We start from the raw sequence: 14,471 nt of genomic DNA, 5'->3' as shown, positions 1-14,471 counted from the left end.
ACTCGGGTGCCCCGACAACGCGGCGAGGTGCGGTACCGGGCGCCGCGGGCCAGGCGAGACTTTGACGACAGGGCCTAGCGGACCCCTCGAACACGGGTCGTTTCGTACACGTCGTTCGTGCACGTCGTGCGTACGCGTCGTGCGTGCACCAGGAAGGGGCGCCCGGCTTGCCGCCGGGCGCCCCTTCGCCGTTCCCGGGACCGGGGTGGCCGCGTCCCTCGTACGCCCACGGGAAGGGCCCCGGTGGCGTCAGACCTTGACCGGGGTCTCGTCCTCGGTCGGGGCGGGGCTCGGGACCACCGTCAGGCGGGCCCGCTTCTTCGCCCGGCGGCGCTCCTTGAACAGCTCGACCATCGTGTAGAGGGTCGGCACGAGCAGCAGGGTCAGCAGCGTCGAGCTGATCAGGCCGCCGATGACCACGACCGCGAGCGGCTGCGAGATGAAGCCGCCCTCGCCGGTGACGCCGAGCGCCATCGGGAGCAGCGCGAAGATCGTCGCGAGGGCGGTCATCAGGATCGGGCGGAGCCGGTGCCGGCCGCCCTCGATGACCGCCTCGACGACGCCGAGGCCTTGGGCGCGGTACTGGTTGACCAGGTCGATCAGGACGATCGCGTTGGTCACCACGATGCCGATGAGCATCAGCATGCCGATCATCGCCGGGACGCCCATGGGGGTGCCGGTGACGATGAGCAGGCCGAGCGCGCCGGTCGCCGCGAACGGCACGGACACCAGCAGGATCAGCGGCTGGACCAGCGAACGGAAGGTCGCGACCAGCAGCATGAAGACGATCGCGATGGCGGCGAGCATGGCCAGGGCGAGGGAGGCGAACGCGTCGTCCTGGTCCTCGGAGACCCCGCCGATCGAGGCGGTGGCGCCCGCGGGCAGGTCCAGCGCCTTGATCCGGCTCTGGAGTTCCGTGCCGACCGCGCCGGTGTTGTCGCCGACCGGCCTGGCCGTGATGGTGGCGGCGCGGGCGCCGTCGATCCGGGTCATCGCGACCGGGCCGGGGACCACCTTGACCTCGGCGATGTCACCGAGCTTGACCGGGCCGACGGGGAGCGCCCGGAGCTGGGCCAGGGTGGTGGCCGGCTGCGCCGACCGCACGAGGATGTCCCGCTCGGTGTCGTCCAGTACGGCCTTGCCGGCCGGGATGCCCCGGACGGACTGCGCGACGATCGCGCCCAGCGCGGCCTGGTCCAGGCCCGCCTCGGCGGCCTTGGGGCCGGCGACCACCGAGATCCGGGGCACCGACTGGGAGAGGTCGCTCTGTACGTCGGTGACGTCCTTGAGCTTCGCCACCTCGGCCTGGACCTGGGCGGCGGCCTTGGCCAGCACGTCGGCGTCGCCGGCCTTGACGACCACGCTCAGGTTGGAGCTGCCGAAGCCGCCGCCCGCGATGATGCGGGTGTCGCCGACGCCGTCGAGCGCCGCCAGCCTGGTCTCGATGCTCTTCTTGACGGACTCGGCCTTGCCGGAGTCCTCCAGCGTGATCTGGTACGAGGCCTGGTTGGAGCCCGTGCCGCCGCCGAAGGCGGCCATGAAGCCGGAGGAGCCGACGGTGACCTGGTAGTCCTTGACGCCGTCGACCGAGGCCAGGACCTGCTCGACCTTGCGGCTCGACGCGTCCGCGGCGGCCAGCGAGGTGCCGGGGGCCAGCTCCTGCTTGACCGTCAGGGTGTCCTGCTCCCCCTGGTCGAAGAAGTTGGTCTTCAGCAGCGGGGACATCCCGAAGGTGGCGACGAGGACCACGACGGCGATGGCCACGCTGGTCAGTCGGCGGCGGGTCGCGAAGCCCAGGACGCGCACGTACAGGCGCTGGAGCCGGCTGCGCGCCTCCTTCTCCTCCGCGTCGCGGCGGGCCTTGTCCGGGTCCTGCGAGGTGCCCTTCGGGGCGCGCAGGAACCAGTACGACAGGACCGGTACCACCGTCAGCGAGACGAGCAGCGAGGCCAGCAGGGCCGCGGTGACGGTGAGCGAGAAGGAGCCGAAGAGCTCGCCGATCATTCCGCCGACGAGGCCGATGGGCAGGAAGACCGCGACGGTGGTCAGCGTGGACGAGGTGACCGCGCCGGCCACCTCCTTGACGGCGGTGATGATCGCGGCCTCGCGCTCCTCGCCGTAGCCGAGGTGCCGCTTGATGTTCTCCAGGACCACGATCGAGTCGTCGACGACGCGGCCGATGGCGATGGTGAGGGCGCCCAGGGTCAGCATGTTGAGCGACAGGTCGCGGGTCCACAGCACGATCAGCGCGAGGACCACGGACAGCGGGATCGAGACCGCGGTGACCAGGGTCGAGCGCAGGGAGCCGAGGAAGACCAGGATCACGATCACCGCGAAGACCAGGCCGAGCAGGCCCTCGGTGGTGAGGCTGGAGATGGACTTGGCGACGGCCGGGCCCTGGTCGGTGACTACGGCCAGGTCGGCGCCGGAGCCGAGGGTGGAACGCAGCTCGGGCAGCTTGTCCTTGACGGCGTCGGAGATCGCGACGGCGCTGCCGTCCTTGTCCATGGTCAGGACGAGGGCGAGGCTGGGCTTGCCGTTGGTACGGGTGAGGGAGACGGCCTGCGCCGGCTCCTGCTTCACCGCGGCCACGTCGCCGAGGCGGACGGCCGGCTTGCCGGGGCCGGGGCTCAGCCGCAGGTCCTCCAGCTGGGCGAGGGAGGTGTAGCCGGCGCCCACGCGGACGGTGCGGTTCGTGCCCTCCTCGTCGAAGGAGCCGGCCGGCATGGTGGCGCCGCCGGCCTGGAGGCCCTTGTTCAGCGCGCCGGCGTCGAGGCCGGCGGCCGCGAGCTTCGCGTTGTCGGGGGTGACGGTGACCTGGAGGTCCCGGACCCCGTCCACGGTGACCTGGCCGACGCCCTCGATGTCCGAGAGGACGGGGACCACCGAGGACTCCAGCTGGTCCGCGAGGGCCTGCTGGTCCTTGTCCGAGGTGACGGCGAGGATGACGGTCGGGATGTCGTCGGTGGAACCGGCCACCACCTGCGGGTCCACGTCGGCGGGCAGCCGGACGCGGGCCCGGTTGACGGCCTGCTGGACATCGGCGACGAGCTGCTTGGTGCCGTTGTCGCCGTAGTCGAAGGTCGCCATGACGAGGGCGTTGCCCTCACTGGCGGTGGAGGTGATGCCGGTGATGCCGTCGACGCCTTTGAGGGTGGCCTCGATCGGCTCGATGACCTGCTTCTCCACCACGTCGGGCGAGGCGCCCTGGTAGGGCGCGAGCACGGACACCATCGGCAGTTCGATGGACGGCAGCAGTTGCTGCTTGAGCTGCGGGACGGCTATGGCGCCGAAGAGGAGCGCGATGATCGACACGAGGCCGATCAGTGCTCTCTGGGCCAGGCTGAAGCGGGACAGCCACGACATGGTGGAGGATCTCTCATTCGGTGACGGCGGCGAGGTGACACCGTCGGGGACAAGCGAGGGCCCCTCAGCCTTTCGTACCCGGGGGCGCCGCTTCGTCGCCCCCAGGTCCCGTCCTTACGCGCGGCATACCGCGCCCGCAGTACGCCGTACTACTGCGCCGCCCCGCGGGACTACCGCGCGCCGTCGGCCCGGGGCCGTACCAGGCCCGATTCGTAGGCGATGACCACCAGTTGGGCCCGATCGCGGGCGCCCAGCTTGGCCATGGCCCGGTTGACGTGGGTCTTGACGGTGAGCGGACTGACCTCCAGGCGGCCGGCGATGCCGTCGTTGGACAGGCCCGCCGCGACGAGCACGAGGACCTCGCGCTCGCGCACGGTCAGCGTGGCGAGGCGGGCGGCGTGCGCGGAGCCGTCGGCGGGGACGTCCGGGTGGCCGCCCTGCGCGAGGAAGGTGGCGATGAGCCCCTTGGTGGCGGCCGGAGACAGCAGGGCCTCGCCGGCGGCGGCGACCCGGATCGCGTTGAGCAGCTCGTCCGGTTCGGCGCCCTTGCCGAGGAAGCCGGAGGCGCCGGCGCGCAGGGCCTGGACCACGTACTCGTCCACCTCGAAGGTGGTCAACATGACGACGCGGACGTCGCGCAGTTCCGGATCGGAGCTGATCATGCGGGTGGCGGCGAGCCCGTCGGTGCCCGGCATCCGAATGTCCATGAGGACGACGTCGGCCCGTCGTTCGCCGGCGAGGGCGTAGGCCTGGGCCCCGTCGGAGGCCTCGCCGACGACCTCCATGTCGGCCTCGGAGTCGACGAGCACCTTGAACGCGCTGCGCAGCAGCGCCTGATCGTCGGCGAGCAGCACCCTGATGGGCCCGCCGCCCGGCATCCCTGTCACCGTGTCGTCCACCCCCCGAGGGTACGACCCACATGATCCCGGCCCGGTCACCGGGCGGCGCCGCGATGCCGGCGCCACGGGGTCCGCGGCGGTCAGCCCAGGGCGAGGGCCACCAGGACCACGGTGGCCGCGACCTCGGACAGGGCGCCGAAGACGTCACCGGTGACCCCGTCGAAGCGGCGCACGCACCGGCGCAGGAGCAGTTCGGCGACCGGCAGGGCGACGAGTACCGCCGCCGCGTGTTGGGCCGCGGCGGGCAGCCCCAGCGGGAGGGCCGCGGCCGTGCAGGCCACTGCGGTGAGGACGGTGACGAGGACGGCCGAGCGGATCGGGACCACGCTCGCCACCGCCGCGCCCAGGCCTCCGGGGCGGGCCGCCGGGACACCGTCGCGGGCGGCCAGGGTCATCGCGAGGCGCGCGGTGACGGCGGCGAGCACGGCGGCCAGGGCGCCCCGTGCCCAACTGTCGGCGTACACGTTCGCCAGCGCCGCCACCTGTACCAGGAAGACCACCAGCAGGGCGATCACCCCGAAGGGGCCGATGTCGGACTGCTTCATGATCCGCAGCGCCTCTTCGGCGGGCTTGGCGCTCCCCAGCCCGTCGACCGTGTCGGCGAGTCCGTCGAGGTGCAGGCCCCGGGTCAGCGCGGCCGGCACGGCGACGGTGACGGCGGCGGCCAGCAGCGGCCCGCCGCCGAGGACCAGCAGGAGCACTCCGGGGACGGCCGCGATCAGACCCACGGCCAGGCCGGCGAGGGGCGCGCAGGCCATCCCGGTACGGGCGGCCGGCCGGTCCCACCGGGTGATGCGGGCGGGCAGCACGGTGAGGGTGCCGAACGCGAAGCGGACCCCGTCGAGGAACGGGGCGCGCTCGGGCGGCGGCGACTGCGGCGGATCTTCGAACGAATCTTTCATCGGCGCGAACGCTACCCCGCCGCGCTCGGCGTTGAATTGCGCATTACCCGCCACGGTGGAAGGTGGTGTCATGGGTCACTGGTGGTACCGCAACATCCTGGAGCCGGGCAAGCTCCCGCTGCTGCTCGCCCTGCTGTCGTTCGTCCTGTCCTTCCTGATCACCAGGGTGATCACCCGCCTGATCCGGGCGGGGCGGGGGCCCTTCAAGAACGTCACGCCGGGCGGCGTGCACATCCATCACGTCGTGCCGGGCGTGATCCTGGTGATCATCGGCGGTTTCGGTGCGATCAGCAGTGGCCGGCAGGGCTTCGGATCGCTGCTCTCGGCCGTGCTCTTCGGAATCGGCGCCGGGCTGGTACTGGACGAGTTCGCGCTGATCCTGCACCTGGACGACGTGTACTGGAGCGAGGACGGCCGCAAGAGCGTGGAGATCGTGGTCCTGACCGCGGCGCTGGTGGCACTGATGCTCGGAGGGTTCCTGCCGTTCGGGGTCAACGACCTCACCCCCGAGGAACGGCAGAGCCGCGGAGTGGTCATGATGAACATGGCCGGCAACTTCTTCCTGGCGCTGGTCGCGCTGTGGAAGGGCAAGCCGCGCACCGCGATCTTCGGCACGGTCGTGCCGTTCGTGGCGCTGATCGGCGCGGTCCGCCTCGCCCGCCCCGGTTCCCCCTATGCGAAGCGCTTCTACGCGAACCGTCCGAAGGCGCGGGCCAAGGCGGGGCTGCGCGCCTTCCACCACGACCGGCGCTGGGCCTCGCCGCGCCGCAGGTTCGAGAACTTCATCGGCGGAACCCCGGACCCGGAGCGGGTCTCGCTGGAGAAGGGCCCGGACTGACGGGCGTGCGGACGGACGACGGGCCCGCCCCGAATGGGCGGGCCCGTCGTCCTGCGGTGTCGGTGTGCCTGAGGTGCGTGTGGGTGCCGCGTGCCTTGGTACGTGCCGTCGCGTGCGTGCCGGTGCCCCGGGGGATCAGCCCGGGATCAGGCCGTCGTCGCTGAGCATCTCGCGGACCTCGTCCAGGCTCGCGCCGGGCGCCGGGAGGATCAGCTCGGACGGCTCCAGCGCGTCGTCCGGCAGGGGCTCGCCGAGTCTGCGGACCGCGTCTAGGAGCGCGGCCAGCGTGCGCCGGAACCCCTCGCCGTCACCGGACTCCATCTCGGCGAGCAGTTCGTCGTCGAGCTTGTTCAGCTCGACGAAGTGACTGTCGGCCAGTTCCCACTGGCCCTCCCCCATGATGCGGACAATCATGACGGGCCCCGTCCTACTGCTTGTCGAACCGGTGCGGGGTCTGGGTGGGCTGACCGGCGCCCGGGGCGCCGCCCTCGATGGCCTGCTGTCGGTCGGCCGGGCCGCCCGCCAGTTCGGCCTTCATCCGCTGGAGTTCCAGTTCCACGTCCGAGCCGCCGGAGAGGCGGTCCAGCTCGGCCTGGATGTCGTCCTTGGAGCCGAGGCCGCTGCGGTCGTCCAGGGCGCCGGAGGCCAGCAGCTCGTCGATCGCGCCGGCGCGGGCCTGGAGCTGGGCCGTCTTGTCCTCGGCCCGCTGGATGGCGAGGCCGACGTCGCTCATCTCCTCGGAGATGCCGGAGAAGGACTCCGCGATCCGGGTCTGCGCCTGGGCCGCGGTGTAGGTGGCCTTGATGGTCTCCTTCTTCGTGCGGAAGGCGTCCACCTTGGCCTGGAGGCGCTGCGCGGCGAGCGTCAGCTTCTCCTCCTCGCCCTGGAGGGTCTGGTGCTGCACCTCCAGGTCGCTGACCTGCTGCTGGAGCGACGCGCGCCGGGACAGGGCCTCGCGGGCCAGGTCCTCGCGGCCGAGGGCCAGCGCCTTGCGGCCCTGGTCCTCCAGCTTGGTGGACTGGCCCTGGAGCTGGTTCAGCTGCAGCTCCAGGCGCTTGCGGGAGGTCGCGACGTCGGCGACCCCGCGGCGCACCTTCTGCAGCAGTTCCAGCTGCTTCTGGTACGAGTAGTCGAGGGTTTCGCGCGGGTCCTCGGCCCGGTCAAGGGCCTTGTTCGCCTTCGCGCGGAAGATCATCCCCATACGCTTCATGACACCGCTCATGGGCTTCGCGCGCCCCCTTCTAGAAGGACTTCACTCCAGGTCACCAACAGAACCCACAGTACGGGCCCTGTCTCCATTACCGCACTGTTCGAGAACGAATGCGCTCCTCCTCCAGGACGACTACGCCGCCGCCGTGTCAGGCGTAAGGAGTAGGTGGTCCCAGGAGATCCCCCGGGGGGCCCGCCCGTCACAAGAACCCTGCACAAGGGAAGACGCCCGCCGTTGCCGGATCGTTCCCCGCCGAGGTGGGGAGCGTGCCCTTGACCACGTAGGCTTGGTTGCGTGTTTGGTAGCCGTTCCTCCAAGGAAGAAAAGGCCCCCGCCACCGACAAGGTGAGCGCCGACCTTTCGCAGCCCCGTGACCCCCAGGCCCCGAAGGGCCGCCCGACGCCGAAGCGTGCTGTGGCCCAGTCGCAGCGCAAGGCAGTGGTGGCCTCGACCGGCAACCGGAAGGAGGACGCCAAGCGGGCCCGTGAGCGCCGTCGCGTGGAGATGGCGAAGCAGCGCGAGGCCCTCGCCAACGGCGACGAGCGCTACCTGCCCGCCCGCGACAAGGGCCCCGTCCGCCGCTTCGTCCGCGACTTCGTGGACTCGCGCTTCTCGGTCGCCGAGATGTTCCTGCCGCTGGCGGTGATCATCCTCGTGCTGAGCATGGTGCGGGTCGAGCGGCTCCAGAGCATTGCGCTGGTGCTGTGGATGGGTGTGATCGCGCTGATCCTCCTCGACTCCATCGGCATGTTCATCCGCCTGCGCAAGGCCGTCAACGAGCGCTTCCCGGACGAGCCCAAGCGCGGCGCCGTCGCGTACGGCCTGATGCGCACCCTGCAGATGCGCCGGCTGCGCCTGCCGAAGCCGCAGGTCAAGCGTGGGGAACGGCCCTGAGCGCAGCGACGCCCGCATCCGGGGCGTCGGGGGGCGACGTGGCCGACTTCTCCGGGGGATCCCGACTGTGGCTGGAGGGCCTGGGCGGACTGCGTAACGCGGTCCGCCAGGAACTCGTGGGCCGCCAGGTCGACGAGCAGATCGCGCACCGCTTCCCGGTCGGGCAGCGACTGCGCGTCCTCGACGTGGGCATGGGCCAGGGCACCCAGGCCCTGCGCCTGGCGCGCGCCGGGCACAAGGTGACCGGCCTGGAACAGGACCCCGACATGCTGGCGGTGGCCCGCGAGGCGCTGGCGGGCGAGCCTGCCGGCATCCGCGACCGGGTCCGGCTGATGGAGGGCGACGGCCGGGAGACCGGCGCGCACTTCGTGCCGGGCAGCTTCGACGTGGTGTTGTGCCACGGCGTCCTGATGTACGTGCCGGAGCCGGACGCCATGCTGGCGGGGCTGGCCCGGATGCTCGCCCCGGGCGGGCTGCTGTCCCTGTTGGTGCGCAACGGCGACGCGCTCGCCATGCGACCGGGGCTCGGCGGGGACTGGAACGCCGCCCTGAAGGCGTTCGACACCGTCGACTACACGAACCGGTTGGGTCTGGACGTACGGGCCGACCGGCTGGCGGGTCTGACGGCCACGCTCTCGGGGATCGGGGCTCCGCTCCAGGCCTGGTACGGGGTGCGGGTCTTCACCGACGGCACGGAGGCCGGGAACCACCTGCCTCGGGAGGCGGAGTTGGAACGGCTGCTCGCCGCCGAGGACCGGGCCGGGCGCACCGACCCGTACCGCGCGGTGGCGGCGCTGTTGCACCTGTGCGGTGTGCGGGGCTGAGCCCGCACACCGCGGCGGCGGGAGCCGGTCAGGCGTCCAGGGCCTCGCGCAGGCTCATCGTGTACAGCTCGGTGCCCGTGTCGTCGGACAGCTTCACCTTCTCGGTGCCGCCCTCCAGCAGGTCCTTCCAGTACTCACCGATCCAGGACTCCGCGTCCCCCTGCGTGGTGAACTCCTCCGGCACCACCGACGGGGTCGTCTCGCTGCCCTCGGCCGTCTCGAACCGCCACGTCCACGCCATGTCCGCCTCCGTTGCTCGTCCGCTGTTCGCGCGTCGATCGTCCTTCGCGCACCTGCGTTGTTCGCCTTGAGTCTGCCCGCAGAGTAGCCGGGCGAGCACCACTCCCGCGGACGCGGGAGGATCATCGGGTGGAACTCACTCTGCTCGGTACAGGTACCCCTGAAGGACTGCCCCGACCCGGCTGTCCCTGCGCCGCCTGCGCGGTCTCCGTCGGCCCCCTCTCCAGGGCGGCGACGGCCGTGCTCGTGGACGGTGCGCTGCTGCTCGACCTGACCCCCGGGGCGGTGTTGGCCGGAGCTCGCGCGGGCCATTCGTTGGCCGGTGTGCGGCAGGTGCTGCTCACCCATCCGCACGACGGGCCCCCCGTCGAGCTGCCGCCGGGTCTGCCGGCGGCGGGGCGGGTGCCGGACGGGCAGGAGCTGTCGGTGATCAGTGGTCACCGGGTGCGGGCGGTGCCGATGGACACCCCGGGCACCGGGTACGAGGTGACCGGGCCGGACGGCGGCCGACTGCTGTACCTGCCGCCGGGCGGGGCGCCCGCCGGCCTGGGGTCCGCGCGCCCGGAGCCGGGCGGCTCGGCCGGGCAGCGTCCCTACGACGTGGTGCTCGCGGACGTGGTCGGCCGGCCGGAGGCGGTGGCGCGGCTGCGGGCGAGCGGCGCGCTGGGGCCGGCGACGGATCTGATCGCCGTGCACCTGGACCACGACACCCCGCCCGGGCGGGAGTCGGAGCGGCGGTGCGCGGCGGCCGGGGCGCGGGTGGTGCCGGACGGCACGACGGTGGCGGTCGGCGAGTACCACGCGACGCCGGAGCTGCCGCGCCGCACCCTGGTCCTGGGCGGCGCCCGGTCCGGCAAGTCGCACGAGGCGGAACGCCGGCTGGCCGGCTTCCCCGAGGTGGTCTACGTGGCCACGGGCGGTTCCCGCGACGGGGACACGGAGTGGGCGCAGCGGGTGGGTCTGCACCGGGAGCGGCGGCCGTCGACCTGGCGGACGGTGGAAACCTGTGCGCTGGTACCGCTGTTGGAGAATGCCGGGGGTCCGCCGCTGCTGATCGACTGCCTGGCGCTGTGGCTGACCGACGCGATGGACCGGGCCGGGGCTTGGGACGACGACGTGTGGGCGGGCGGCGGGCAGAAGAAACTGCGCGAGTCGACCGCGGAGTTGGTGGCGGCGGTCCGTGCGACCCGTCGTCCGGTGGTGCTCGTCAGCAACGAGGTCGGGTCGGGAGTGGTCCCCGCGACGTCCTCCGGTCGACGTTTCCGTGACGAGTTGGGGCGGCTCAACAACGCGGTGGCGGCGGAGTGCGAGCACGTTCTGCTGGTCGTGGCCGGGCAGGCGGTGGTACTGAAGGACTGACGTCGCCGGCGCCGGTCGCCGCGGCGCCGAAATCGCCCCCGGCGCACCGGCCGGAAGGCTGCGGGAGGGGCTTGGGGAGGGCCTCACCGGCTGTACGCTCTGGCAGATGACCATGCTGAATCTCGACGACTTCTCCGATCTGATCGAACGCCCCGACGGGGGCGTCCGGCGTGATGCCGAGGATCGCCGTGAGCGGCTGGCCGTGCCGCCCGGCGCGCTGGGCCGGCTCGACGAACTCGGCGAGTGGCTCGCGGCCGCGCAGGGGCGGGTTCCGGTCCGGCAGATCGAGCGGCCCCGTGTCGTGCTGTTCGCGGCCGACCACGGGATCGCCGCCGAGGGGGTCTCCGCGCGCGCCGCGGGCACCGCGCACGAACTGGTGCGGGGCGTGCTCGACGGGACGAGTCCGGTGGCCGTCCTGGCGGCCCGGTTCGGCGCCGGCGTACGGATCGTGGACACCGGCCTGGACTGCGATCCGGGGCTGCTCCCCGAGGAGGTCGTGCGGCACCGGGTGCGGCGCGGCAGCGGCCGGATCGACGTCGAGGACGCGTTGACGGTCGAGGAGGCACAGGCCGCGCTGCGGCTCGGGATGCGGGTCGCCGACGAGGAGGCCGACTCGGGAACCGATCTCGTCGTGCTCGGGGACCTCAGTGTCGGCGGCACCACGGTGGCCGCGACGCTGGTCGCCGCGCTGTGCGGGACGGACGCCTCGGTCGTCACCGGTCGCGGCGGCGCCCCGATCGACGACCTGGCCTGGATGCGCAAGTGCGCGGCGATCCGCGACGCGTTGCGCCGGGCCCGTCCGGTGCTGGGCGACCAGGTGGCCCTGCTGGCGAAGGTCGGCGGCACGGACGTCGCCGCGATCACCGGCTTCCTGCTCCAGTGCGCGGTGCGCCGTACACCGGTCATCCTCGACGGGCTCGTCTCGGCGGCCTGCGGGTTGGTGGCCCAGAGGGCCGCGTTCCGGGCCCCGGACTGGTGGTTGGCCGGCCAGGCGAGCGGCGAGCCGGGCCAGGCGAAGGCCTTGGACAGGATGGCACTCAACCCCGTGCTCGACCACGGCGTCACTGTGGGAGAGGGAACAGGGGCCTTGCTGGCCCTCCCCCTCGTCCAGGCGGCCGCCGCACTCGCTGCGGAGCTGCCGGAACGAGCGGTGGAGGAGCCGACGGACTGAATTCACCGGGCGCCACGGGCCTGACCAGTCCGGGGCGCTCGATCCGCCCGTGGACGGTGACGCCCCATATCATCGCTTTTCATGGGAGAGGTCCGCTTGACCAGCGCAGATACCACCACGGCAGTAAACGGAAGAAGAGAGTCCGGCGGCGATCCCGCCGGCAGGGGGGAAACGGGCAAGAAGGATCCCGCAGCCAAGGCCGAGGCCCGCAGGGGCAGCAAACCGTCACGGCGCGGCGCCGCCTTCGCCATCTGGTACCTGCGCGTCGTCACCTTCGTGAACTTCCTCAGCGCGGTGTGGCTTTCGCTGGGGCAGGACCTGCGCCGGCACAACACCGCCGACTTCTACACGCCTTACCTGCTCACGGCGGGCTTCGCCTCGGGGCTGTTCTCGCTGATCCTCGCCGTCACCATGGGCCGCCGCAAACGGGCCGCCTGGATCCTGAACCTGGTGATCAGCGGCATGCTGCTGTTCGCCTTCGCCACGGCCGCCTTCGCGCCGTGCGTCGGCGGGGACTACGACTTCTGCTACCCGGAGTTCCGCGACCACGCGCAGAACTGGGTCTCGCTCGCCCTCACCGCGGCCTTCGTCGGCGCCCTGCTGCTGGGCCGCCACGAGTTCTACGCCAAGGGCGACCGCTCCAACCCCAAGCTGGCCACCGCCGTGGCCGCCGTCGGCCTGCTGCTGACCTCGCTGGTCGCCGCCCTGCTCGTCGGCGCCACCAACACCGACCCGGACCGGGCCGACGCCACCTTCCTCGCCCGCTGGAAGTACGGCGCGATGCGGCTGATCACCCTGGAGCCGAACGACCGGGCCTACGACGGGATCGCCACGCCGGCGTGGGTGGACGTCTTCGTCAACGTCATGTCGATGCTGCTGCTCCTCGCCGTGCTGTTCGCCGCGTTCCGCTCGCGCCGCGCCGTGGACCCGCTCACCCCCGAGGACGAGGACCGGCTGCGGGCCCTGCTCGCCAAGCAGGGCGACCGGGACTCCCTCGGCTACTTCGCGCTGCGCCGCGAGAAGTCCGTCATCTGGTCCCCCACCGGCAAGGCCGCCGTCACCTACCGCGTCGTCGGCGGCGTGTCCCTGGCCTCCGGCGACCCGATCGGAGACCCCGAGGCCTGGCCCGGCGCCATCGAGCCCTGGCTGGCCGAGGCCCGCGAGCACGGCTGGGTGCCGGCCGTCATGGGCGCGAGCGAGGAGGCCGGCCAGATCTACGCCCGGCACGGCCTGGACGCCCTGGAACTGGGCGACGAGGCGATCGTCGAGACCGCCGAGTTCACGCTGGAGGGTCGCGCCATGCGGACCGTCCGGCAGGCCTACAACCGGGTCAAGCGCGCCGGGTACACGGTGCGCATCCGCCGGCACTCCGACATCCCGACCGAGGAGATGGACGTGCTCCTCGTCCGCGCCGACGACTGGCGCGACGGTGCGACCGAGCGCGGCTTCTCGATGGCACTGGGCCGGTTGGGCGATCCCGACGACGGCCAGTGCGTGATGCTGGAGTGCTTCGACGGCAACGGTGAACTGCGTGCCGTGCTGTCCTTCGTGCCGTGGGGACCCAAGGGTCTGTCGCTCGACCTGATGCGCCGCGACCGGGACTCCGAGAACGGTCTGATGGAGTTCATGGTCATCGAACTCCTGGAGCGGTCAAAGGAGATCGGCGTCACACAGGTCTCACTGAACTTCGCGATGTTCCGCTCCGTCTTCGAGCGGGGATCGAAGCTCGGCGCGGGTCCGGTGCTGCGCATGTGGCGCTCGCTGCTGAGCTTCTTCTCCCGCTGGTGGCAGATCGAGTCCCTCTACCGGGCCAACGCCAAATACCGGCCGATCTGGGAACCGCGGTTCATGCTCTTCGAGAAGAGTTCGGACCTGCTGCGGATCGGCGTCGCGGCGGGCCGGGCGGAGGGCTTCCTCGAAGCTCCCGGCCTGCCGAAGTGGATGCACCGCAGACACCTGGAGACCAAGCGTTGACGAACTCCTCACTGCGGCGGTTCGCCCGCCGCGAGTGGGGGCCCCTGTTCTGGACGATCCGGGACTCGCTCGCCCGCGACAAGTGGCGGGCGATCCCGATGACCCTCGGCGCGGTCTGTCTGACCTCGGTCTTCCAGATCGTCCAGAACACCTCTTGGGGCTTCCAGCCGGTGCAGGACCTCGGTTCGGTCAAGGCCGTCGACCCGCTCTGGCTGGCGCTGTTGCGCACGCCCCTGTCCCTCTTCGTCCCGGCGCTCGACCTGCCGGTGTGGGGGGCGCTCGCACAGATCCTGTTGGTCTTCGGGATCTCGGAGATCTGCGTCGGCTGGTGGCGCACCCTGGTGGTCGGCTACGTGGCCACCCTCGCCGGCACCACGTACGCCCGGATCGGTCTCTCGCTGGGCCCCGACCACCCCTTCGGTCTGCCGGTGTCCGACCGCGTCGTCAACGACACCGGTCCGTCGGCGGCGGTCGTGGGACTCGCGATCTACGTCTGCTGGCGGTACCGGGCCTACCTCACCGGGGCCCTGGTGATCCTGGTGATGATCGGCGAGGTGCTGATCAAGGACAACCTGGCGGGCAAGGAGCACCTGGCCGCCATCGCCGCCGTCATGGTGCTGTGCGTGGTGCGCGCCACGTGGGGGCCGCGGCGCTCCCGAGCCCCCCTGGGGCACAGCCCGCCGCCCGCATCGAGCGCACCGCCGGGGGCGTGACGCGTCCGTCTCCGTCCGGCGCCCCGCGGGCAGGCCGTACCGTAACGGGGTGACGACACACCTCGGGCCCTTCGCCCCCAC

13 protein-coding genes are annotated in these 14,471 nt (G+C 72.0%); 7 read left to right on the top strand and 6 right to left on the bottom strand.

What is annotated here, in order from left to right; translation table 11 throughout:
* Positions 1 to 249: 249 nt before the first annotated feature.
* The 3 genes from OG906_RS24285 to cobS form a co-directional block, all read right to left on the bottom strand.
* Positions 250 to 3,366 carry an efflux RND transporter permease subunit gene (locus OG906_RS24285; RefSeq protein WP_329445737.1) on the bottom strand — a complete coding sequence of 1,039 codons (3,117 nt, stop codon included), beginning with the start codon at positions 3,364 to 3,366 and terminating at the stop codon, positions 250 to 252.
* Positions 3,367 to 3,536: 170 nt separating this feature from the next.
* Complete coding sequence (locus tag OG906_RS24280; protein WP_329448120.1) at positions 3,537 to 4,244, bottom strand: response regulator transcription factor; 708 nt, start codon at positions 4,242 to 4,244, stop codon at positions 3,537 to 3,539.
* Between the two features lie 101 nt (positions 4,245 to 4,345).
* On the bottom strand, positions 4,346 to 5,167 hold the full coding sequence (gene cobS / locus OG906_RS24275) for an adenosylcobinamide-GDP ribazoletransferase (RefSeq protein ID WP_329445735.1): 822 nt from the start codon (positions 5,165 to 5,167) through the stop codon (positions 4,346 to 4,348).
* A gap of 70 nt (positions 5,168 to 5,237) precedes the next feature.
* Here cobS and OG906_RS24270 point away from each other — a divergent pair, with 70 nt between their 5' ends.
* Entirely contained in the window at positions 5,238 to 6,005 is a 768-nt protein-coding gene (locus tag OG906_RS24270) for a hypothetical protein (RefSeq protein ID WP_329445733.1), read from the top strand.
* Between the two features lie 135 nt (positions 6,006 to 6,140).
* On the opposite strand, the gene pspAA is transcribed toward OG906_RS24270, so the two are convergent.
* Positions 6,141 to 6,419, bottom strand: coding sequence for a PspA-associated protein PspAA (gene pspAA / locus OG906_RS24265; RefSeq protein ID WP_267798596.1), 279 nt, complete (start codon positions 6,417 to 6,419; stop codon positions 6,141 to 6,143).
* A 13-nt stretch (positions 6,420 to 6,432) separates the two neighbouring features.
* Complete coding sequence (locus OG906_RS24260; protein ID WP_324289483.1) at positions 6,433 to 7,227, bottom strand: PspA/IM30 family protein; 795 nt, start codon at positions 7,225 to 7,227, stop codon at positions 6,433 to 6,435.
* 282 nt (positions 7,228 to 7,509) lie between these two features.
* On the opposite strand from OG906_RS24260, the gene OG906_RS24255 reads away from it, so the two are divergent.
* Positions 7,510 to 8,109 (top strand): DUF3043 domain-containing protein, encoded by a 600-nt coding sequence (locus OG906_RS24255; RefSeq protein WP_078998457.1) that lies wholly within the window; start codon positions 7,510 to 7,512, stop codon positions 8,107 to 8,109.
* Between the two features lie 80 nt (positions 8,110 to 8,189).
* Positions 8,190 to 8,933, top strand: coding sequence for a class I SAM-dependent methyltransferase (locus OG906_RS24250; protein ID WP_402299809.1), 744 nt, complete (start codon positions 8,190 to 8,192; stop codon positions 8,931 to 8,933).
* A gap of 28 nt (positions 8,934 to 8,961) precedes the next feature.
* Here OG906_RS24250 and OG906_RS24245 read toward each other — a convergent pair whose 3' ends face one another.
* Positions 8,962 to 9,174 carry a hypothetical protein gene (locus OG906_RS24245; RefSeq protein ID WP_053676083.1) on the bottom strand — a complete coding sequence of 71 codons (213 nt, stop codon included), beginning with the start codon at positions 9,172 to 9,174 and terminating at the stop codon, positions 8,962 to 8,964.
* Positions 9,175 to 9,302: 128 nt separating this feature from the next.
* Between OG906_RS24245 and OG906_RS24240 the strand changes: the two genes are divergently transcribed.
* The 4 genes from OG906_RS24240 (at position 9,303) to OG906_RS24225 (ending at position 14,390) form a co-directional block, all read left to right on the top strand.
* On the top strand, positions 9,303 to 10,532 hold the full coding sequence (locus OG906_RS24240; RefSeq protein WP_329445730.1) for a bifunctional adenosylcobinamide kinase/adenosylcobinamide-phosphate guanylyltransferase: 1,230 nt from the start codon (positions 9,303 to 9,305) through the stop codon (positions 10,530 to 10,532).
* Between the two features lie 115 nt (positions 10,533 to 10,647).
* Complete coding sequence (cobT, locus tag OG906_RS24235) at positions 10,648 to 11,703, top strand: nicotinate-nucleotide--dimethylbenzimidazole phosphoribosyltransferase (RefSeq protein ID WP_267798637.1); 1,056 nt, start codon at positions 10,648 to 10,650, stop codon at positions 11,701 to 11,703.
* Positions 11,704 to 11,952: 249 nt separating this feature from the next.
* Positions 11,953 to 13,677, top strand: a complete 1,725-nt coding sequence (locus OG906_RS24230) for a phosphatidylglycerol lysyltransferase domain-containing protein (protein WP_443067467.1) — start codon at positions 11,953 to 11,955, stop codon at positions 13,675 to 13,677.
* Entirely contained in the window at positions 13,674 to 14,390 is a 717-nt protein-coding gene (locus OG906_RS24225) for a hypothetical protein (protein WP_267798600.1), read from the top strand. The genes OG906_RS24230 and OG906_RS24225 overlap by 4 nt, the downstream gene beginning before the upstream one ends.
* Positions 14,391 to 14,471 lie beyond the last annotated feature (81 nt).

The sequence above is a fragment of the Streptomyces sp. NBC_01426 genome (assembly GCF_036231985.1).
In the GTDB taxonomy this organism is placed as follows: domain Bacteria; phylum Actinomycetota; class Actinomycetes; order Streptomycetales; family Streptomycetaceae; genus Streptomyces.
The sequence above is the reverse complement of the archived record's forward strand: the minus strand, read 5'-3'. Positions and strand labels throughout refer to the sequence as shown.